15 protein-coding genes are annotated in these 20,227 nt (G+C 65.5%); 8 read left to right on the top strand and 7 right to left on the bottom strand.

Annotated features, from left to right (window positions below; all coding sequences use genetic code 11):
• Window positions 1–38: 38 nt before the first annotated feature.
• The 3 genes from ACR42D_RS13330 to ACR42D_RS13340 all read right to left on the bottom strand — a co-directional run bounded on the left by ACR42D_RS13330 (window position 39) and on the right by ACR42D_RS13340 (window position 2,310).
• A complete protein-coding gene (locus ACR42D_RS13330) occupies window positions 39–197 on the bottom strand; it encodes a hypothetical protein (protein WP_484567275.1) in 159 nt (52 codons plus the stop codon).
• A 103-nt stretch (window positions 198–300) separates the two neighbouring features.
• Entirely contained in the window at window positions 301–567 is a 267-nt protein-coding gene (locus ACR42D_RS13335; RefSeq protein ID WP_071544271.1) for an RNA recognition motif domain-containing protein, read from the bottom strand.
• A gap of 246 nt (window positions 568–813) precedes the next feature.
• A complete protein-coding gene (locus tag ACR42D_RS13340; RefSeq protein ID WP_484567276.1) occupies window positions 814–2,310 on the bottom strand; it encodes an ATP-binding cassette domain-containing protein in 1,497 nt (498 codons plus the stop codon).
• 78 nt (window positions 2,311–2,388) lie between these two features.
• Between ACR42D_RS13340 and ACR42D_RS13345 the strand changes: the two genes are divergently transcribed.
• The 3 genes from ACR42D_RS13345 to ACR42D_RS13355 are packed head-to-tail and all read left to right on the top strand — an operon-like array spanning window position 2,389 to window position 6,388.
• Window positions 2,389–3,312, top strand: coding sequence for a DUF362 domain-containing protein (locus tag ACR42D_RS13345; RefSeq protein ID WP_484567277.1), 924 nt, complete (start codon window positions 2,389–2,391; stop codon window positions 3,310–3,312).
• 40 nt (window positions 3,313–3,352) lie between these two features.
• Entirely contained in the window at window positions 3,353–5,671 is a 2,319-nt protein-coding gene (hypF, locus tag ACR42D_RS13350; RefSeq protein WP_484567278.1) for a carbamoyltransferase HypF, read from the top strand.
• 9 nt (window positions 5,672–5,680) lie between these two features.
• Window positions 5,681–6,388 carry a DUF3298 and DUF4163 domain-containing protein gene (locus ACR42D_RS13355; protein WP_484567279.1) on the top strand — a complete coding sequence of 236 codons (708 nt, stop codon included), beginning with the start codon at window positions 5,681–5,683 and terminating at the stop codon, window positions 6,386–6,388.
• A gap of 56 nt (window positions 6,389–6,444) precedes the next feature.
• On the opposite strand, the gene ACR42D_RS13360 is transcribed toward ACR42D_RS13355, so the two are convergent.
• The 3 genes from ACR42D_RS13360 to ACR42D_RS13370 form a co-directional block, all read right to left on the bottom strand.
• Entirely contained in the window at window positions 6,445–8,601 is a 2,157-nt protein-coding gene (locus ACR42D_RS13360; protein ID WP_484567280.1) for a methyl-accepting chemotaxis protein, read from the bottom strand.
• Between the two features lie 164 nt (window positions 8,602–8,765).
• Window positions 8,766–9,950, bottom strand: a complete 1,185-nt coding sequence (locus ACR42D_RS13365) for a phosphoglycerate dehydrogenase (protein WP_484567281.1) — start codon at window positions 9,948–9,950, stop codon at window positions 8,766–8,768.
• 123 nt (window positions 9,951–10,073) lie between these two features.
• Window positions 10,074–11,213, bottom strand: coding sequence for a pyridoxal-phosphate-dependent aminotransferase family protein (locus ACR42D_RS13370; protein ID WP_484567282.1), 1,140 nt, complete (start codon window positions 11,211–11,213; stop codon window positions 10,074–10,076).
• A gap of 268 nt (window positions 11,214–11,481) precedes the next feature.
• Here ACR42D_RS13370 and ACR42D_RS13375 point away from each other — a divergent pair, with 268 nt between their 5' ends.
• Window positions 11,482–13,422, top strand: coding sequence for a methyl-accepting chemotaxis protein (locus ACR42D_RS13375; RefSeq protein WP_484567283.1), 1,941 nt, complete (start codon window positions 11,482–11,484; stop codon window positions 13,420–13,422).
• Window positions 13,423–13,558: 136 nt separating this feature from the next.
• Entirely contained in the window at window positions 13,559–17,080 is a 3,522-nt protein-coding gene (locus ACR42D_RS13380) for an FAD-binding and (Fe-S)-binding domain-containing protein (RefSeq protein WP_484567284.1), read from the top strand.
• A gap of 9 nt (window positions 17,081–17,089) precedes the next feature.
• Here ACR42D_RS13380 and ACR42D_RS13385 read toward each other — a convergent pair whose 3' ends face one another.
• On the bottom strand, window positions 17,090–18,127 hold the full coding sequence (locus tag ACR42D_RS13385) for a DUF2235 domain-containing protein (protein ID WP_484567285.1): 1,038 nt from the start codon (window positions 18,125–18,127) through the stop codon (window positions 17,090–17,092).
• A gap of 189 nt (window positions 18,128–18,316) precedes the next feature.
• Between ACR42D_RS13385 and ACR42D_RS13390 the strand changes: the two genes are divergently transcribed.
• The 3 genes from ACR42D_RS13390 to mltG are packed head-to-tail and all read left to right on the top strand — an operon-like array spanning window position 18,317 to window position 20,181.
• Entirely contained in the window at window positions 18,317–18,727 is a 411-nt protein-coding gene (locus ACR42D_RS13390) for a PaaI family thioesterase (protein WP_484567286.1), read from the top strand.
• Window positions 18,728–19,141 carry a Holliday junction resolvase RuvX gene (gene ruvX / locus ACR42D_RS13395; RefSeq protein ID WP_484567287.1) on the top strand — a complete coding sequence of 138 codons (414 nt, stop codon included), beginning with the start codon at window positions 18,728–18,730 and terminating at the stop codon, window positions 19,139–19,141. It abuts the gene before it with no gap.
• A complete protein-coding gene (mltG, locus tag ACR42D_RS13400) occupies window positions 19,117–20,181 on the top strand; it encodes an endolytic transglycosylase MltG (RefSeq protein ID WP_484567288.1) in 1,065 nt (354 codons plus the stop codon). Before ruvX ends, mltG begins: the two co-directional genes overlap by 25 nt.
• Window positions 20,182–20,227 lie beyond the last annotated feature (46 nt).

Genomic DNA, 20,227 nt, shown 5'->3' on the forward strand with positions numbered 1-20,227 from the left:
CTTGGCAATGCGCAGGCCACCCCGGCCCGACAATGAAATCAGGACGCCTCGCCGTCGTCGCCGTCCGCTTCCGCGTCGTCGTCCGGGTCATAGTCGTCCTGTTTCTTCAACTCCTTGCGCTTGAGTTTTTCTTCTTTCTTCTTTTTCTTCGCCAACTCTTTCTGCCGCTTTGCGAACTTGTAATTCGGTTTGGCCAAAACAACTCCCGGTTATAGGTGACCGGCCGGACGCCGGAGAATAAAAAACCCGTCCCTCCCTTGAGAGAGACGGGCACAGCTGCCTTTTAAGGGCGGGTACGGACTACCAGCGGGGGCGCTCCGCACGGGGTTTGGCTTCGTTGACCTTCAGGTTGCGGCCGCCGAAATCCTTGCCGTCCAGCGCCTCGATGGCGTCCAGAGCGGCGGAGTCGTCGTCCATTTCCACGAAACCGAAACCGCGCGGGCGGCCGGTCTCACGGTCTTCGATCAGTTTAACGGAAGAAACCTGGCCGTGAGCTTCGAAAGCGGCGCGGACTTCGTCTTCGGTGGCGGACCAGGGCAGATTGCCGACATAGATATTCTTGGACATAATATTCACTCCTGGTGAATGCAATTTGATGCTTTCGCATCGATGAAATAATAAGAGAAGCAGCGTACACGATGCGCACACTGCTTCTCGATATACCTGTTTCCTTTCCCCAGTCAGCGTCGGCCGGAAATGAGACCGTCCCCTAAGGGTCCCGCTGACACACTAATGGGCACATTTTCCCAAAAAACAGAATAAGTCAAGGGGTTTTTTTAAATTTAAACGGAATTAAATAGCGGGGTTCCAATTTCACCCCCTGGACATATCCGCCTCGAACCCGCTCAGGTCGCCGCAAAAGCGCTGTCGCCCGTCCGCCAACACCAATATCCGGTTGACCGCGGGCACCCGGTCCTCAGGGTAGTGGGAGACCATTATCAGCGGGGTTCCGGCCTCTGCCAACCGCTGGATGAGGCCTATGGTCAGCCCCCTGGAGGCCGGGTCCAGACCGGAAAGCGGTTCGTCCAGAAGCAACAGCCTCGGCCCCGGGGCCATGGCCCGGGCCAGGAAGACCCGGCGCTGCTGGCCGTAGGACATATGCCGCAGCCGCCGTGAGCCCAGCCCGTGCAGGCCGACGATGTCCAGCCACTGCCCGGCCCCGAGCCGTTCCCGGCTGGTGGGCTCGTCGAGCATGCCCACCGAACCCCGGAACCCGGACATGACCGTCTCCTCGGCGGTCACCTCCCAGCCCAGTTCGCGGGCGTACCCGGCCTGAAGGTCCGGGGAGACCACGCCGATGAGCGGCCTGGCCTCGTCCATGGTCATGCCGCCGAACCGCTCCACCGTACCCGTGCCCCGCTCGCCGTCGGCATAGGGGGCGATGTGGCTCAGGATCAACTTGAGCAGCGTGGACTTGCCCGCCCCGTTCTCGCCGAGCACGAGCCAGTTTTCGCCGGGCAGGACCCGCCAGTTGATGTCGTGGAGGATGCGTTTGCCGTCGGCCACCACGGACACGTTGTCCATGCGCAGAAGAAATTCATAGGACTCGGGCGTGGACACGGGCGGCAGGTCACAGGCGACCACCTCCGGCGCGGTCTCGCACAGGGCGCGCTCGGCCTGTTCGCGCTCCCCTTCGGCCAGTACCTCGCCGTGATCCAGCGCCAGGGCGTGGCGCACGCAGTCGGGCAGATCCCCCGCCCGGTGGGCGGCGCAGACCAGGGTGGTCCGCTCCCCGGCCCGGTTGAGCAGCTCGACCACCTCGGTCCGCGATTCCGCGTCCAGCCCGTCCAGAGCCTCGTCCAGGAGCAGGATATCCGGCTCCGGGGCCAGGGCGCGGGCCACCAGGAGCTTGCGCACCTGGCCTGTGGAAAGTGTGCGCAACTCGCTCTCGGCCAGTTCGCGGATGCCGAGCCGGTCGATGACCGCGTCCGCCGCGGCCTCCTCTTCGGGCTCCACCCTGTCATAGAGGATGGGGGTGTCGTAAAACCCGGCCAGGACCACGTCGCGGCCCTTCACCCGGGGGGTGTGCAGGAAGTAGAAGTCCTGCATATCGGCCGAGACCAGGCCGATGCGCTGGCGCAGGCCGAGCACGGTTCGTTGCGCGCCCTCGCCGAAGTCGTAGACGCGCTCGCCGCCGATGTCCGGGGTGATCTCGCCGCGCAGCAGCTTGAGCAGGGTGGTCTTGCCCGAGCCGTTGCGCCCGGTCACGGCGGTGTGACGGCCGCGTTCAAGCCGCCAGGTCACGGGACCGAGCAGCCGCCTGCCGTTGCGGCTCACGGACACGTCGCTCAGGGAAACAAGTGGATTCATTCGGCTATTGTCTCCTTTCCCGGCCCGGCTGGCAAGCCCCGACTTGTCAACCCCGCACGCCGGGCCTATGCTCACCCCATGCCCGAAACCGTCGCCATACTCCATGTCCCGGAATACCGGACCAAATCCCTTGGCCAGGCCGTGGCCCGGCTCCTGGACGCCATCGGATTCGACCCCGCGCCCGGCGACCGGGTGCTGGTCAAGCCGAACCTGGTCAACGGCAGCAACGCGGCCCGCTGCACGACCCACCCCCTGGTGGTCCGGGCGACCTGCGTATGGCTGCTCGACCACGGCGTGAGAGTCACCGTGGGCGACTCCCCGGCCTTCGGCCCGGCCTCCCACGTGGCCCGCGCATCGGGGCTGGAGGCGGCCCTGTCCGACCTCGGCCTCAAGGCCCAAAGCCTGGGCCGTCCCGCGCCCCTGCCCCTGACCCTGGGCGGGACCATCGGATTGTCCCGCGACGCGGCCGAGGCAGACCATATCCTCAACCTGCCCAAGCTCAAGGTCCACTGCCAGATGACCGTGTCCGGCGCGGTCAAGAACCTGTTCGGCTGCGTGGTCGGGTTCCGCAAGGCCTACGCCCACCACCGGCTGGGGCACAGTCACGCGGTCTTCCGGTCCATGATCATGGACGTGTACCGCGCCCTACCCCGGACCGTGCACCTCGTGGACGCGGTCGAACCCATGCACAAGGACGGCCCGATCAAGGGCGAACCGTTCCCGCTCGGCATGCTGGCCGCAGCGAAAAACGGCGTGGCCCTGGACACCATGGCCTGCACCCTGCTCGGGCTCTCGCCGGAACAGGTCCCCCTGTGGGAGGAGGCATGGACCCGGGGAATGGAAGGCGCGGACCCGGCCCGGCTGGCCTATCCTTTTGAATCATTAGACGGGTTTGACACCGCCGGCTTCATGTTTTCCGAGGTCCGCGAGCTGTCCTTCGCGCCCATGCGGCTGATCCGAGGACGAGTACGCAGCCTGTTGAAACATCTTGCAAAAAATTGATTCCACTTGCGTAAAATAGCCTTGAACGGTATGGACAGCCATGACAATTCGGCAGCGTTTCACCATCACCGGCCAGGTGCAGGGAGTGGGGTTTCGACCCTTTGTCTACCGCATCGCCCTTGACCACGGGGTCACCGGCTCGGTGAACAACTCCTCGGACGGGGTGCTCATCGAGGTGCAGGGCGACGCCGGGCAAGTGGGCGGGTTCGCCGAAGACCTGACCGGCAAACTGCCGCCCCTGGCTCGCATCGTCACCCTGGATTTCGAGGAACTGGACGCGGTGGACGCCGAAGACGGCTTCATCATCCTCGAATCCACCAAGAGCGCGGGCCATTCCGTGCTCATCAGCCCGGACGTGGCCACCTGCCCGGACTGCCTGGACGACATGCGCGACCCGGCCAACCGGCGATACCGCTACCCGTTCACCAACTGCACCAACTGCGGGCCGCGCTACACCATCACCCGGTCCATTCCCTACGACCGGCCCCAGACCTCCATGGCCAAATTCGCCCTGTGCCCGGAATGCGGGGCCGAATACACGGACCCGCTGGACCGGCGCTTTCACGCCCAACCCAACGCCTGCCCGCGCTGCGGCCCCAAGACATGGCTGACCGACCGCGAGGGGCTGGTCATGGCCCAGGGAGACGAGTCCCTGCGCCGTCTGGCCATCGAACTGGCGGCGGGCAAAATAGCGGCGGTCAAGGGACTCGGCGGCTTCCACCTGGTCTGCGACGCGGGCTCAAGCGCCGCCGTGGACGAGTTGCGCCGCCGCAAGCGCCGCCCGGACAAGCCGTTGGCCGTCATGGTCGCGGACATGGACACGGCCCTGCGGCTGGCCCACGTCTCCCCGGCCGAAGAGGAGTGGCTGACCGGCATCCGCAGGCCCATCGTGCTGGCGGCCAAGAAGCGCCCGTTCCCCCTGGCCGGGAGCGTGGCCCCGGACACGGACTTCGTCGGATTGATGCTGCCCTACACCCCGCTGCACCACATCCTGCTTGGCGACTACGCCGGGCTCAAGGGGCCGGAGGCCGCCCTGGTCATGACCTCGGGCAACATGAGCTCCGAGCCCATCTGCCTGGACAACGACGAGGCCCTGGACCGGTTGACCGACATCGCCGACATCTTTCTGTTCCACAACAGGGACATCCTCATCCGCACGGACGACTCCGTGATCCGGGTCAACCCGGACACGAACGAGCCGATCTTCATGCGCCGGGCGCGCGGCTTCGTGCCCTCCCCGGTCTTCCTGCCGGTCAAGGGCAAGACCGTGCTCGGCGTGGGCCCGGAGCTGAAGTGCACCCTGACCCTGACCAAGGGCGAGCAGGCCTTCACCAGCCAGCACATCGGCAACATGTCCAACCTGGAGACGCTGGAGTTCCACAACGAGATTCGCGCCCACCTCGAAGACATTTTACAGGTTGAGACCGGGCTCATCGTCCGCGACCTGCACCCGGACTACATGACCACCTCCCTGGCCGAGGAATTGGGCCGGGAACGGGGCGTGCCCGTGGCCGCGCTGCAGCACCACTACGCCCACATCCACGCGGTCCTGGCCGAGAACAAGTTCGATGGGCCGGTCATCGGCCTGGCCCTGGACGGCACGGGCTACGGCGAGGACGGGACCATCTGGGGCGGCGAGTGCCTGCTGGTGGACCCGGCGACCCTGGACCACCAGCGGCTGGCCCACTTCGCGCGCTTCCGGCTGCCCGGCGGCGAGGCCGCGGTCAGGGAGCCGTGGCGTATCGCCCAGGCCGCCCTGTGGGAGATCGGCGTGAAGGAGCCGGGCCGGTACGCCTGGCCGTGGCTCGACCGATACGAGACCGAGAGCCGCTTCCTGCCGCGGATGCTCGAAAAGGGGCTCAACGCCCCGCTGACGTCGAGCTGCGGGCGGCTGTTCGACGGCGTGGCCGCCCTGTGCGGACTGACCTCCGCCATCACCTACGAGGGACAGGCGGCCATCCTCCTGGAAAAGGCCCAGGACATGGAGGAAACCGGGGCGTATCCCTGCCCGCTCAAGTCCGACGATCCGGTGGCACTGGACACCCTGTCCCTGGTGGCGGCCGCCCTGGACGACCTGGAACGCGGCGTCCCCGTGGGCAGGATCGCCCGGCGCTTCCATCTGGGCCTGATCAACGGGCTGACCGCGATGGCCTTCTCCTTTTCCATGCTCCTGGACATCCACCACGTGGCCCTGTCCGGCGGGGTCATGCAGAACCTGACCCTGGCCCGCGAATTGCCCCTGGCCCTCCGGGGCGCGGGTCTGCTACCCTTGGTCCATACCCAGCTGCCGCCCAACGACGGATGCATCTCCCTGGGCCAGGCGGCGTGGGGACTGCGCAACCTGCTCAACGAACCATAGGGAGGGACCATGCCCCGGACACTGACGCTGCTGACCATCCTCTTCCTCCTGCTCGGCCCGTCAACGCTCCGGGCCGCCCCGCCCTGCTCCCCGCCGGTCCTGGGCGCGGTGACGATCAAGGAGCAAACGCCCGGCTTCACGGTGGACGCCGAATACCCGGTCCTGTGCCGGGCCGAGTCCACCCGCGCCGTGCGCGACTACGTGTCCGCGATCCTCCACGAATTCAAGAAGACCGACCCGGACCACGACCTGCGCCGCTTTCCCCATCCCTACGAGCTGATCACCCGGTACGCGGTATGGCCCGCGCCCGGCGGCCGCTACGTCTCGGTCAAGGTGCACGTCATGGCCTACACGGGCGGAGCCCACCCGAACAACTGGCCCATGACCTGGGTCTTCGACATGGAGGACGGCGACGAGATCACCCTGGACCGCCTGTTTCCGGACCGCGAGGCCGCCCTGGCCAGGGTCTCGGGCATATGCCGCGAAGTCCTGTCCGGGTCGCTGGGCGACATGCTCGTGCCGGACATGCTCGACGCGGGCCTCACGCCCACGGCCGACAACTTCAGCCGCTTCGTCCTGACGAGCGAGGGCGTGGCCTTCTTCTTCGGCCCCTACCAGGTGGCCCCCTACGCGGCGGGCGAACAGGTGGTGACCATCCCCTACGACCGCCTGGGACCGTTCCTGAACCCAGCGCTGCTACGGAATCTTCCGCACTGACGCGCACTCGACAAAAAAGGCCCGGCGCATGTCGGACCTTTTGGCGCGTCCCTATATCAAAACCGTTCGAGATCGTCTTCCGGGCCGGAGTCCGCGCCGGGCAGCGCCCTGGACGGCCCGTATCCGCCGTCTCCGACCACGTCCCGCAGGTCGAAGTAGCCGATGGCCCGGTGCAGCTGCCGGGCCTGGCCGGACAGTTCCTCGGCCGTGGAGGCCAATTCCTCGGAGGCCGAGGCGTTCTGCTGGATGGCCTGGTCCAACCCCTGGATGCCGCTGTTGACCTGGGCGGCCCCGTGGGACTGCTCGGTGCTGGCCGCCGATATCTCCTGGATCAGCCCCGAGGTGCGCAGGATGTCCGGGACCATCTTGGCCAGCATGTCACCGGCCTTTTCGGCCACGGCCACGGAGTTGTTGGACAATTCGCTGATCTCGGCTGCGGCCAGGCCGCTGCGCTCGGCCAGTTGGCGGACCTCGGCCGCGACCACGGCAAACCCCTTGCCCTGCTCCCCGGCCCGGGCCGCCTCGATGGCCGCGTTCAAGGCCAGGAGGTTGGTCTGGCGGGCAATCTCCTCGATGATGGATATCTTCTCCGCGATGTCGCGCATGGCCTGCACGGTCTCGCCCACGGCCCGGCCTCCTTCCTCGGCGTCGCCGCTGGCCTGGCGCGAAATGGTCTCAGTCTTGGCCGCGTTCTCGGAGTTCTGCCGGATGGAGACCACGATCTGCTCCACGCTGGCCGAGACCTCCTCCACCCCGGAGGCCTGCTCGTTGGCTCCCTGGGCAACGGCCTCGGCCGTGGCGTTGAGCTCCTCGGCCCCGGAGGCCACGTTGGCGGACGCCTCGGACACGTCCGTGACCACCCCGACCAGCCGCTCGACCATGGAACGCATGGCCCCGTAGACCGAGCCGCCGTCCCGGGCCGCATCGAAGCACACGCCGAGCCTGCCGTCCGCGATGAGCCGGGTGATGCGCACCAGCTCTATGGGGTCGGTGCCGAGCTGGCCGAGCACGCTGCGCACAATGAACACGGCGAAGACCAGGCTCAGGACGATGGCCAGCAGCCCGATGGCCATAGCCGTGTTGCCCAGCCAGACGGCCCTCGCACCGACCTCTTCGGCCCGCTCCCCGGCCAGCCGCGCGCCCTCGCTTGAAAGATACTCCACCAGGGGCTCGATAGCGTGCACGGCCGTGCGCATCCGTTCGGTGACCTCTTTGATGTGCGTGTCCTCGGCTACCAGGGCGTCAAAGGCGGCGGCATACGATTTGACCATCTCTCCGGCCTCCCGCACGTACTTCTCGTCCGCCCCGGACCGCTCGAAGGCGGCAAGCAGCTTGTCCAGGCTGGCGTGGGTCTTGTGCACATACTTTTCCCGGCCGCGCAGCAGATAGTCCTTTTCGCCGCGCCGGACCATGAGCAGGAGCCCCTTGACGTCGGGCACGAAGACCGAATCCAAAAGCTTCTCCACGGTCCCGGCGGCCTCGCGCACCGCCTGGTAGTCGGGTTCGGAACGGGAGGCGCGGAAACGGTCGAAGGCCGCGCGGTAGGTGCCCAGGGCCGCGCCCGCGTCGTTAAGCAGCGCGCTCTTTTCCTTCAGGTCCAGGTCGTGCTCGAAGCGGTCCATGGCGTACAGCAGCCGGTTCAGGTAGCGGTCCGCGCCGGTACGGTGGAAGTCCTTTTCCCAGCGGCGCATGAAAAGCATGTCGATGTACAGGTCCTGGACCTGATGGCGCTCGAAGGCGGCCTCGGCCGCGTGGACCACGTCCCGGAACGTCCCCTGGAGCCCGGTATCCGGTGTCAGTCCGCGCCGCTCCCAGGCCGCGACCAGCTCAAGGAAGGCGGCCCGGTACTCGGCGGCCGCCGCCTCCACGGAACGCGCCTTGGCCGCCAGGTCCGGCTTGCCGATGGCCTGTGCCAGGGGAACGACGGCGGCCGCCTGCTCGTTCACCAGGGCCAGATTGGACTCGAAGTCCGACAGATACTTCCTGTCCAGCCGGAGGAGGAAATCCTTCTCGTTGCGGCGGCATTGCAGCATGACGACCTCGGCCTGCCGGGCGTGGGCGCTGATGGCCACCTGCTCGCCCAACAGCCGGTCGAAGTTCCGCACCGAGGCGGTATTGGCGTATTGGTAGAGGCCGACGACGACGAGCAGCAGCAGGCTGGCCGTGCCGAAGCCGAGCAAGAGTTTGGTCCTGAGCTTCAGGGCGTGAAACATGAAAATCTCCTTCCTTGGGAATGACTATGGTATCGATCATTCATCGGGCAGGGACTCATCTCCATCCATTATTTTAATGTTACGATACGGTTACGGAATATTCGGGCACAAAAAAAGGCCGGGGGAAATCCCCCGGCCCGTCCGGTTTCGAATGCCCGCCATGGTCAGATGGTCACTCGGTTCACGCCCTCGATGGCGCTCAGGGCCATGCGCACCTTCTCGTCGGGCTTGGCGTGGACCATGTACACGGTCTGGACCTGTTCGCCGAGCTTGCGGGAATTGTTCTCGCGGATATTCACGCCCATCTCGCCCATGAGGGTGCCGAACTTGCCGAACATGCCGGGCTTGTCCTCGTGGGTGATGAAGATGGTGTAAACGACGGTCCCTTCCTCCTCCACGGTCTCGCCCACGTTCACGGAGTTGCCGTACTCGCCGCGCTTGAGGTAGCCGGTGACCACCTCGGCTATCTCCAGCCCGGTGCGGATGGTCGCGTTGTTGGTGGACGCGCCCAGGTGGGCGGACATGACGATGTTGTCCAGCTCCTGGAGCTTGTTCACGAAGGGCAGCCCCTCGCGCTTGGGCTCGGCCTCGTAGCAGTCCAGCGCTGCGCCCGCTATCTGCCCGGTCTTGAGGGCGTGGTACAGGGCGTCCTCGGACACGTTCTTGCCGCGCGAGGCGTTGATCAGAAAGGCGGTGTCCTTCATCAGCGCGAGCTCCGGTTCGTTGATGACCGGGTCCGCGCCGCCGCAGTGCAGGGACACGAAGTCGGACTTGCCGAGCAGCTCCGGGATGGTGTCCACATAGGTCAGGGGCGCGTCGATGGACCGGTAGAGGTCATAGCCGAGGACCTTCATGCCGAGCGCCGAGGCCTTGGCGGCCAGGGCCTGGCCGATGCGGCCGCAGCCGATGATGCCCAGCGTCTTGCCGAACAGCTCCACGCCCCGGAACCGCTTCTTGTGCCAGGTGCCGCCCATGAGGGTGCGGTGGGCGAACGGCACCTTGCGGGCGATGGCGAACATCAGCCCCAGGGCGTGCTCGGCCGTGGCGTTGGTGTTGCCGTTGGGCGCGAACTTGACGATCACGCCCAGTTCCTTGGCCGCTTCCAGGTCGATGTTGTCCGTGCCCACGCCGCCCCGGCCGACGATCTTGAGCTTGCCGCCGTCCTTCACACCGGCCTCGAGCAGGGCCCGGGTGACCTTGGTGGCCGACCGCACGAGCAGGGCGTCGAAGGAGCCGATCTCGCTGAGGAGGTCGTCCTCGTCGCGCTTCTCGGCCTCCACGGTGAAGCCCTGCTGTTTCAAGTACTTCTGCGCCTCCTCCACAATGCCGTCGTTGGCAAGTATCCGCATACCCTCTTCCCCTTCATATGCTTAAGGTTGGCAGCCGTTGCGCGTGCTTCGCTGAATCAGATAGAACTTCCTCGAATAGGTTGGAGTGTGATGGAAAAAAGGACCGCGCCGCCTTGAGATCGGTTAGAGCTTCTTCAGTTCGATCTCGAGCTCGCCCAGATATTCGGCGAGCATGCCGGGCGTGATGTCGCCCATGTGGCCCACGCGGAAGACCATGCGGCGGCCCGCCTCTTCCAACAAGTTGTTCAGCTTCATGTAGCCGGGGTCCATGAGGTACCCGCGAGCGCGCATCGCTTCCTTGATCGTGCTTTTGAGCTGCGCGCCGGTCACGCCCTCGGGGCAGACCACGGTGGACACGGTGGGCGAACGGTAACCTTTGGGAGCGAACATGTCGAAGCCGTCCAGCCCGGCTACCCACTTCTCGACCATGCCGCGCATCTCGATGTGCCGCGCGAAACGGTTTTCGATCCCTTCCTCGTTGACGATGCGGTCGAGCTGATACCACATCATATTGGCCAGGGTGGTGTTGGGGGTGGTCAGGGTCTGGTTCTTGCGCGCCCTGCCCAGGTGCTTGGTGATGTCGTGGTGATGGCCCTTGTTGGTCACCTTCTCGGCCTTTTCCTCGGCCTCCTTGGAGACGAATCCGATGCCGAACCCGGCGGGCAGGCCCAGCGACTTCTGGGTGGCCGTGGAATACATGGCCGCCCCGGACTCGGACAGGGCAATGTTCGCTCCGCCGAAGATGGACACGCCGTCCACGAGGGGCATGGCCCCGTATTGGCGGATGAGCGAACAGACGGCCTTCATGTCGTTGACCACGCCGGTGGAGGTTTCGTTGTGGGTGAAGGAGACCACCTGCGGCTTGAGTTCCTTGAGCTTGTCCTCGAGCACGTTCAGATCGATGGCCTGGCCGTAATCGAACTTGAGGTTCTCGGCATTCTTCCCGTTGCTGACGGCAATGTTGTAGTACATGTCGCCGAACGAGCCCACGGAAACGTTCAGGATGGTCTCGTCCTCGGCCACCAGGGAGCGGATCGAGGTTTCCATGGCCATGGACCCAGAGCCCAGGCAGAGGATGGGCTCATAGTCGCCGCCGCACCCGGCGAGCGTGCGCAGGTTCTCGCGGATTGGCGCGAAACGCAGGTCGTTCTCCGCGTCGCGGTGCCCGAACTCGGGCAGCAGGCCCGCCTCCTTGACGTCCTGGCGGATGTAGGTCGGCCCGGTGATGAACAGTTTCAAAGGCGCAAAATTCGGCTTGCTCATAGTCTCTACCCTTCAGTGATTGTGACGAAAAAGAAAGTCAGCCCCATACCATGAAAAATGTTTTCGATCAGTATAACGGGCCGGACCGAAAGGCAAGACGGACGGGAGCGCCCGGTCTATGACGGTCCGCCCTTTTGCGGGATGACCGGCCGCATGCGGACAATATGCAATTTATAATACCGCGCCTCAGCTTTCAGGAAGACACTATGCCCATTACGGCGACATACGCCGGATCCATACAACCGCCAATCCCTCCGGGAGAATCGTCATGTTAAAAAATCTTCGCTTGGGCATGAAATTGGGCATCGGCTTCGGAATCGTCCTCATACTGACGGCCGCCATCGCGGCCATCTGCCTCCAGGGAATGTCGTCCATCCGGGACCGCGTGGACAAGGCGGACGACGCCAACCGGCTGGTCCGCTTCATCCTCGAAGGACGCATCAAGGAAAAGAACTACATCATCCGCAAGGACGCCAACCTTCTCGAGGGACACGTGGCCACCCTCAAGGCCCTGTTCGCCCAGGCCGACGCGACCAGCGAAAAATTCGTAAACCAGGCCAACAAGGACCAGATGTCCGCGACCGTCGAGGCGGTGCGCAACTATGAAAAGGCGTTCGCCGACTACGTGGACCTGGAGCGCAAGAAGGCCGCCAACCTGATCCAGATGCGCGACAGCGCCAAGGCGGCCCTGACGCTGGCCGAGGAACTGCGCAGCGAGCAGAAGGGACAGTTCTCGGCCCTGCTCGCCGGGGGCACGGCTCCGCGCAGCGAACTGGAATCCAAGCTGGCCAAGGCGGACGACGCCAACCGGATCATCAAGTGGATGCTGGACGCGCGCAAGAACGAGAAGGAGTACATCGTCTCCAAGGACAACGCCTACCGTGACGCCAACCTGAAGGACATGGAGAACATCCTGGCCCTGACCGCCGACCTGGAAACCCGCTTCAACGACCAGCGCAACATCAACCTGCTCAAGCGCGTGGGCGAGGCCGTGACCCGCTACCAGACCGAATTCGAAACCTTTTTCCAGTACGTGCAGAGCCAGACCGTGGCCGAGGAAGGGATGGTCAGGGCCGCCCGGACGGCCGACGAGGTCTGCCGCGCCGCGCGCGCCGAGCAGAAGCAGGCCATGCTCAGCGACATGGAATGGGCCAACCGCCTGAGCCTGGGCACAGCGGGCGTGTCCCTGCTCCTGGGCCTGGCCGCCGCCATCCTGCTGACCCTGTCCATCACCCGGCCGGTGGCCAAGGGCGTGCGCTTTGCCGAGGAAATGGCCAACGGCGACTTCACCAAGTCCCTGGACGTGGACCAGCGCGACGAGATCGGCGTGCTGGCCACGGCCCTGAACAACATGGTCGTCAAGCTGCGCCAAGTGGTCCAGTCCGTGGGCGCGGCCTCGGAGAACATCGCCTCGGGCAGCGAGGAGTTGTCCGCCTCGGCCCAGGCCCTGGCCCAGGGGGCCACGGAACAGGCCGCGTCCATCGAGGAGATATCGTCCTCCATGGAGCAGATGGCCTCCAATATCAGCCAAAACGCCGACAATGCCCGGCAGACCGAGGACCTGGCCAACAAGGCGGCCGCGGACGCCCGCGAGAGCGGCGAGTCCGTGGTCATGACCGTGGAGGCCATGAACAGCATTGCCGAGAAGATCTCCATCATCGAGGAAATCGCCCGGCAGACCAATCTGCTGGCCCTGAACGCGGCCATCGAGGCGGCCCGGGCCGGTGAACACGGCAAGGGATTCGCCGTGGTCGCGGCCGAGGTGCGCAAGCTGGCCGAGCGCAGCGGCGTGGCCGCGGCCGAGATCAGCGACCTGTCCGCGAGCAGCCTGGCCGTGGCCGACAAGGCCGGAAGGATGCTGCAGCAGCTGGTCCCCGACATCGAAAGGACCGCCTCCCTGGTCCAGGAGATCACCGCGTCGAGCAACGAGCAGAACGCGGGCGCCAGCCAGGTCTCCAAGGCCATCGAACAACTCGACACGGTCATCCAGCAGAACGCCTCGGCCTCCGAGGAGATGGCCTCCACCAGCGAGGAACTCTCGGCCCAGGGCCAGGAACTGCAGACCACCATGGCCTTCTTCAACGTGGAAGAGGGCCAGACCACCACGGTCCGGGCCATGCCCGCCCGCCCCAAGCCCCTCCCCGGCACCGGGGCCGGACACGCCCCCCAGGCCCTGACGAGCGGCGACGGGGACTTTGAGCGGTTCTAGGCTGAAGCTGTCGGAACAAATGAAAAGCGCGGCACCGCGAAGGCGCCGCGCTTTTTTCGTTTTTTGTGAACTTGCCAACCGGGCCAAAAGGTCTTACTCCTCTTCCCTTCACCGACCACCCATGGAGTAATAAGACATGGCCCAGCTTGGACCCCATATATCCATTTCCGACGAGCAGCTCATCACCCGCGCCTTTGGCGTGGTGGACATGGAGCAGTTTCAGCACTGGCCCGAGAAGGTCAAGAAGCTCGCCTCGAACCTGGCCGCCGAACTGTTTCTGGTGCGCTACAACCCGTTCATAGACCCCGAACTGGTCAAGACCGCGGTGGAGCGGCGGCTGAACATGTCCCGGCCCATGCTGGACCGCGAGTTCGCCACCATCCTGACCAAGGGTGTGGAACTGTTCTGGGAGCGCCACGACAACGAGCTGGCCTTCCGCGACGACGTGGTCTCCCGGCTGAAGAAGTTCATGCCCGAGAACGCCATCGGCAACGAGCCGCACTCGCGCATCGAGTCGGCCACCGACGCCACCGACCTGCGCATGGAACTGCCCATGCTCGTGCTCTTCCCCGAGGACGAGGGACAGATCCAGTCCATTGTCCGGCTGGCCAACGAGATGCGCTTCGGGATCATCCCGCGCGGCGGCGGCACGGGCGCGACCGGCGGGGCCATCCCGGCCGAGGCGCGCTGCGTGATCCTGTCGCTCTCCCGGTTCAAGAAGATTCTCGACATCGACCCGGCCGAGCGGACCATGACCGCCCAGTCCGGCGTGATCACCCTGAACGCCATCCAGGCCGCGGCAAAGAAAGGACTGCTCTTCACCGTGGACCCGGCCTCCAAGGCGGGCTCGTCCCTGGGCGGCAACATCTCCGAAAACGCGGGCGGGCCGTTCGCCTTCGAATACGGCACGACCATCGACAACATTTTGAGCTACCGAATGGTCCGGCCCGACGGGACGCTCATCGAGGTCCGGCGCAAGGACCACCCGCGCCACAAGATCTACCCGTTCGACACCGCCGTGTTCGAGATCCTCGACCAGGGCGGCAAGCTCCTGGACACCGTGACCCTCAAGGGCGACGAGATCCGTGGCCCGGGCCTGGGCAAGGATGTGTCCAACAAGTACCTGGGCGGCCTGCCCGGCGTGCAGAAGGAAGGCACGGACGGGATCATCACCACGGCCACCTTCGTCTGCTACCCCACCCTGGCCCACTCCCAGGTGCTCTGCCTGGAGTTCTTCGGCCGGTCCATGGGCAACGCCATGCTGGTCATCAAGGACGTGGTCAGGATGCGCGACACCATCCGCGAGGAGGGCGACCTGGTCAAGATTTCGGCGCTCGAGGAGTTCGGGCCCAAGTACGTCCAGGCCATCGAGTACCAGACCAAGTCCACGCAGTATGAGGGCGACCCCATCTCGGTCATCATCATGCAGCTGGACTCGGACGACAAGGACGCCCTGGACGCGGCCCGCCAGACCGTGCTCGCCCTGGCCCAGCCCTACGACGGCGTGGACATCTTCGCGGCCCGCGACGAGCGCGAGGCCGAACTCTTCTGGGAGGACCGCCACAAGCTGTCCGCCATCGCCCGACGCACCTCGGGGTTCAAGATCAACGAGGACGTGGTCATCCCCATGGAGGTCATCCCGCAGTTCTCGGAATTCCTCGAGGACCTGAACCTCATCTACCTGGCGAACATCTACGCGACCACCCTGGACAAGGTCGTGGACCTGGAAGGAGTCAACCCGGACGACAAGGACATCAAGGAGGCGCGCGAGCGCATCCGGGCCATCCAGGGCCGGGAGATCACCTCCAAGGACTTCTCCGACGTGGAGCAGGAGGCCCAGTGCCGGTTCCTGTTCCTCAAGCTGCGCGACACCTACCCCAAGCTCGACCGCGAGATTAAGGCGCTGTGGCAGGAGCTGCAGCTCAAGCGCATCGTCATCGCCAACCACATGCACGCGGGCGACGGCAACTGCCACGTCAACCTGCCGGTCAACTCCAACGACGCCGAGATGCTGGCCGCCGCCCACCAGGCGGCGGACACGGTCATGAGCAAGGTCCTGGAGATGGGCGGCCAGGTGTCCGGCGAGCATGGCATCGGCATCACCAAGATCGGCTTTTTGAGCGACGAGAAGATCAAGGCGCTGGGCGAATACCGCAAGCAGGTGGACCCGAACGGGGTTTTCAACCCCGGCAAGCTGACGTCCAAGACCCTGCCGAGCACGCCGTTCACCTTCTCCTTCAACCGGCTCATCCACGACCTGGACGGCACGGCCCTCAAGGACAAGGAAGCGCTCATGGGGCTGTTGAAGAACATCCAGACCTGCACCCGCTGCGGCAAATGCAAGCAGGTCTGCCCCATGTACCAGCCCGCGCGCGGCCTGATGTACCACCCGCGCAACAAGAACATCGCGCTCGGCGCGCTGATCGAGGGCATCTATTATTCACAGATCCAGACCGGCGAGCCCGCCCACGGGCTGATGAAGGAGCTGCGCGACCTGATGGAGCACTGCACGGCCTGCGGCAAGTGCCAGGCCGCCTGCCCGGTCAAGATCGACTCGGCCGGGGCCGCCCTGTCCATGCGCTCGTTCCTCGATTCCAAGGGCAAGTCCGGCCATCCGCTCAAACAGATCGTGCTGCGCAACCTGGCCAAGAACCCGGCCCAGACCTTGCCCGTGGCGGCCAAGGTCCTGTCCATCGGCCAGTCCATCCAGGACAAGACCCTGGGCATGATTCCGGCCCGCTGGCTGTCGCGCATCCAGTCGCCGGTGATCAAGCACCACACCCCGGACATGGACTACCGCAACCTGTCGGAAAAGCTCCACCTCGAAAAGGGCTCGGTGTTCAAGAACCCGGGCGCGGACCGCGACCAGACCGTGCTCTACTTCCCGGGCTGCGGGGCCTCGCTCTTCTCCCGGTCCATCGGCATGGCCTCGGTCTACCTGCTGCTCAAGAGCGGGGTGAACGTGGTCCTGCCCGACCACCACATGTGCTGCGGCTACCCCCTGCTCGCCTCGGGTTGTGAAGAGGCCTACAAGACCAACCGGCACCGCAACGTACAGGAATTCCTGGACCTGCTGGTCAAGACCGGCAAGGCGGGCCTGAAGGCCACCACCCTGCTCACGGCCTGCGGCACCTGCCGCGAGTCGCTGGAGAGCTACGACTTCTCCTCGGAGCTGGCCGACCCGCTCAACCACCTGGACGTGGTCCAGTTCCTCATGGAGCGGCTGCCCGCCATGCGCCAGACCGAGTCGGTCCTGTACCACTCGGCCTGCCACATGGAGTGGACCGGCGTGCCCAAGCTCAAGGCCCCGGAGATGTACCGCACGGCCCTGTCCAAGCTGACCGGCACGGAAGTGGACCTCTCCCCGGGCTGCTGCGGCGAGTCCGGCATGGGGGCCATGACCAGCCCGGCCATCTACAACCGGCTGCGCGAGCGCAAGCAGGAACAGCTGCGCGAGGACCTTGGTTTTGATCGCCAGCGGCCCATCGTGGTCGGCTGCCCGTCGTGCAAGATCGGCATAAAGCGGTCCATGCTCCAGATGAAGCGGCCCAACCGGGTGCTGCACGCCGTGGAGTACCTGGCCGAGTGCGTGGGCGGCCCCAGGTGGGAGAAGGAGCTCATGAAGATGCTCGAATCCGTGGAGCGCAAGGGCGCGTAGCCCACTCCCCTAGGGTTTCGGCCCCAGGACGTGGCGCAGGTTCTCCGGCTTGTAGGTCGGGTCCTCGCGGTATTTCCTCTCCAGCGAGGGGTGCAGGGACTCGTTCGCGTTTTCCGTCTGCATCACCTTGCGGTGGTGGGGCGGGACGACCCGGTAGAACCCCTTCCACGATTCATGGCGCGGCGCCATGGGGTCCGGTTTGGGTCCCGGCTTGAACGGAGAAAATTCCAAACCGCAGGACTTGGCCTTGTCGATCATCCACTTCAGCGGGATGTCCGACAGGCCGTTTTGCGGGTAGCCCCCGCCCACATCCGAATGCACCCCGGCGAACCAGACCTGCTCCAGGGTCTGTCCCTTGGGCGCGGGATTGTCCTGGACCCACAGGCTGTCCATGAAATGCCTGCGCTTCTCGTCCACGGCCAGGGCCTGGAAGGCGTTCTCGACCTTGGAGCTCAGGGACGTGTCGTGGAACGAGTTGCGGCGGCTGAGCGGGCTGCGCAGCCAGGCCGGGTTGCCCAGGGCGCCGACCGTGTCCCAGACCCCGATGAACTTGATCGGGGTGACGTCCTCGAAGGCGTAGGTCTTGCGGAACAGGACCGCCTCCCGCGCCCGGGGATGCGAATCCACGCCCCTTGAGCGGTACAGCTTGTAGGCCATGGGGACCCGGTCCAGATGCTCGGGGCAGAGCAGCCCGGAGTTGCGGATCAGCCCGGCCAGACTGCGCGCGGTGAACGCGCCCCGGCTGAACCCGAAGAGGTACAGGTCGTCGCCCGGTTCGTAGACCGAGGAAAGATACCGGTAGGCCTCGCGGACGTTCTTCGACAGCCCGGTGCCCGTGGCCCCCTCGAACACCCGCCGAAGCCGGGTGCCGCTGGCCCCCACGCCCGGGTCGTAGAACATCTTCTGCTCCACTCCGTCCTTGCCTTCCCGCTTGACGGCCTCGGCCATGCGCACCACGTTGGTGGCGCAGGATACGCCCTCGCTGGTCGTGTCGGGCGAGTTCCAGGTACCGTCGCAAAAAATCGCTATCCGTTTCTTGTCTGCCATACGGCCTCCCCGGTTTACGGTGAACGCACACTCCAGATTCGTACACCCGATGCGAATTATGCGTCAAACCGATACGGCAAAAAATAACCTCCGCAGGTCCGACGATTTTCCGGACGCGGCCCACCCGGACCTTGACCGCGAACGGCGGGCATGCTTTTTTGTCTCATTCATTCACGCGCAGGGGAGCCCATGGACAACCTGGAAATACGACGACTCTTCAACGAGAAGAACCGGTTCGCCGCCCACGCCGGAGTGGAGGTGGCGGAGCTCTCGCCTGGCGCGGCCACCTGCCGCATGGCCGTGCGCGGCGAACACCTGAACCTGTTCGGCACGGTCAACGCGGGGGCCATCTACACCCTGGCCGAGACCGCCTTCGGCGCGGCGGCCAACGCGCACGGCAACGTCGCCCTGGCCGTGAACCTCTCCATCGCCTACCTCAAGCCCGCCACGGGCAGGGAGCTCACGGCGACGGCCAGGGAGCTGTCCGCCGGGGGCCGCATGGCCACCTACTCGGTCCGGGTCACCGACGAGACCGGCACGCTCATCGCCGACGTCCAGGCCATGGGCTACCGGACCAAGACCCCGCTGGAGGACGTCTAGGTGCGCGCGCTCGGCATCGATTTCGGGCTCAAGCGCGTGGGGCTGGCGGTCAGCGACCGGACCGGCACCCTGGTCTCGCCGCTCAAGACCATCGAGCGGACCACGCGCCAGGGGCTCTTTGACGAACTGACCGAAATCATTCATGATGAGGCCATCGAGGCCGTGGTGGTCGGCCTGCCGCTCTCCTTGAGCGGCGAGGACACCCTGACCACCCGGCAGGCACGCAATTTCGCGCAGAGCCTGGAGCGCAGGATCGCCCAGCCCGTCCACCTCATGGACGAGCGGCTGACCTCGGCCCAGGCCGAAGAGGAACTCAACGCCGCCGGACTGTACGGCGCCAAACGCAAGGCCGCCCTGGACAGCCAGGCCGCCGTGGTCATCCTTCGCTCATGGCTCGATTCCGTTACTTCCTGATTGGTTCGGTCCTGCTGGCGGTCCTCGCCGGGCTCGGCGCGGGCGGCTACAAGTGGTACAAGGCGTGGCAGGAGGAGCAGTTCCTCAAGACCGCGCCCGAGACCCCGGGCCGCGAGGTCCTGTTCCGCGTGGAGCCGGGCCAGATATTCACCACCATCGCCGCCAACCTGAAAAGCGAGGGGCTGATCACCGACACCCGCCGCTTCTACCGGCTGGCCGTGCGCACGGGCAAGGGCTCGGCCGTGCGAGCGGGCGTGTTCAGGCTGTCCACCGGATGGGTGCCCGAACGCGTCCTGACCGAGCTGACCTCGTCAACCGGGGTCATGCGCCGGGTGTCCGTGCGCGAGGGGCTGACCTGGTGGCAGACGGCCTCGGTCATCGAGGAAGCGGGCCTGGGCGACGCGGACGGTTTCACCAAGGCCGTGTCCGATCCGAAGCTGCTGGCGGAATACGGCATTGAAGCCAAGGACGCCGAAGGCTACCTCTTTCCCGAAACCTACCTGCTCACCCCGCCCAAGGACCACCCGGCACGCCATATGGCCGAGGTTATGATCCGGGAATTCTTCAAGAACGCGCACAAGGTCTGGCCCGGCGGGCTGCCGCCCTTCGAGGAGATGCACCGCGCCGTGATCCTGGCCTCTCTGGTGGAGAAGGAGACCGGCGACGTGAACGAGCGGGCGCGCATCGCCGGGGTGTTCCACAACCGGCTCAAACGGCACATGCTCATCCAGTGCGACCCGACCATTATCTACGGCCTGGGCCCGAAGTTCGACGGCAACCTCAAAAAGAGCGACCTGACGGACCGGGACAACCCGTATAACACCTACGTCCATCCGGGGCTGCCTCCGGGCCCCATCTGCTCGCCCGGACTGGAGTCGCTCATGGCGGCGGTCCACCCCGAGCAGCACAAGTTTCTCTATTTCGTGGCCAAGGGCGACGGCTCGCACCATTTCAGCCGGACCCTGGAGGAGCACAACCAGGCCGTGCGCAAGTACCAGCTCAGGCGCAACCGGGCCACCTACCGCTCCACCAAGCAGTGACACATCGCGCCTTGACGTTGCGAACCCTTCCTTTTTTCTATAGGTT

Origin of the sequence: Pseudodesulfovibrio sp. lm2024 (assembly GCF_051175575.1) — a bacterium.
Taxonomy (GTDB): Bacteria; Desulfobacterota; Desulfovibrionia; order Desulfovibrionales; family Desulfovibrionaceae; genus Pseudodesulfovibrio; species Pseudodesulfovibrio caledoniensis.

What these genes read in the sequence shown, in the direction of transcription:
- ACR42D_RS13335 (WP_071544271.1), bottom strand. Translation starts at nt 567, where the DNA reads ATGTCCAAGAATATCTATGTCGGCAATCTGCCCTGGTCCGCCACCGAA.
- ACR42D_RS13340 (WP_484567276.1), bottom strand. Translation starts at nt 2,310, where the DNA reads ATGAATCCACTTGTTTCCCTGAGCGACGTGTCCGTGAGCCGCAACGGC.
- ACR42D_RS13345 (WP_484567277.1), top strand. Translation starts at nt 2,389, where the DNA reads ATGCCCGAAACCGTCGCCATACTCCATGTCCCGGAATACCGGACCAAA.
- hypF (WP_484567278.1), top strand. Translation starts at nt 3,353, where the DNA reads ATGACAATTCGGCAGCGTTTCACCATCACCGGCCAGGTGCAGGGAGTG.
- ACR42D_RS13355 (WP_484567279.1), top strand. Translation starts at nt 5,681, where the DNA reads ATGCCCCGGACACTGACGCTGCTGACCATCCTCTTCCTCCTGCTCGGC.
- ACR42D_RS13360 (WP_484567280.1), bottom strand. Translation starts at nt 8,601, where the DNA reads ATGTTTCACGCCCTGAAGCTCAGGACCAAACTCTTGCTCGGCTTCGGC.
- ACR42D_RS13365 (WP_484567281.1), bottom strand. Translation starts at nt 9,950, where the DNA reads ATGCGGATACTTGCCAACGACGGCATTGTGGAGGAGGCGCAGAAGTAC.
- ACR42D_RS13370 (WP_484567282.1), bottom strand. Translation starts at nt 11,213, where the DNA reads ATGAGCAAGCCGAATTTTGCGCCTTTGAAACTGTTCATCACCGGGCCG.
- ACR42D_RS13375 (WP_484567283.1), top strand. Translation starts at nt 11,482, where the DNA reads ATGTTAAAAAATCTTCGCTTGGGCATGAAATTGGGCATCGGCTTCGGA.
- ACR42D_RS13380 (WP_484567284.1), top strand. Translation starts at nt 13,559, where the DNA reads ATGGCCCAGCTTGGACCCCATATATCCATTTCCGACGAGCAGCTCATC.
- ACR42D_RS13385 (WP_484567285.1), bottom strand. Translation starts at nt 18,127, where the DNA reads ATGGCAGACAAGAAACGGATAGCGATTTTTTGCGACGGTACCTGGAAC.
- ACR42D_RS13390 (WP_484567286.1), top strand. Translation starts at nt 18,317, where the DNA reads ATGGACAACCTGGAAATACGACGACTCTTCAACGAGAAGAACCGGTTC.
- mltG (WP_484567288.1), top strand. Translation starts at nt 19,117, where the DNA reads ATGGCTCGATTCCGTTACTTCCTGATTGGTTCGGTCCTGCTGGCGGTC.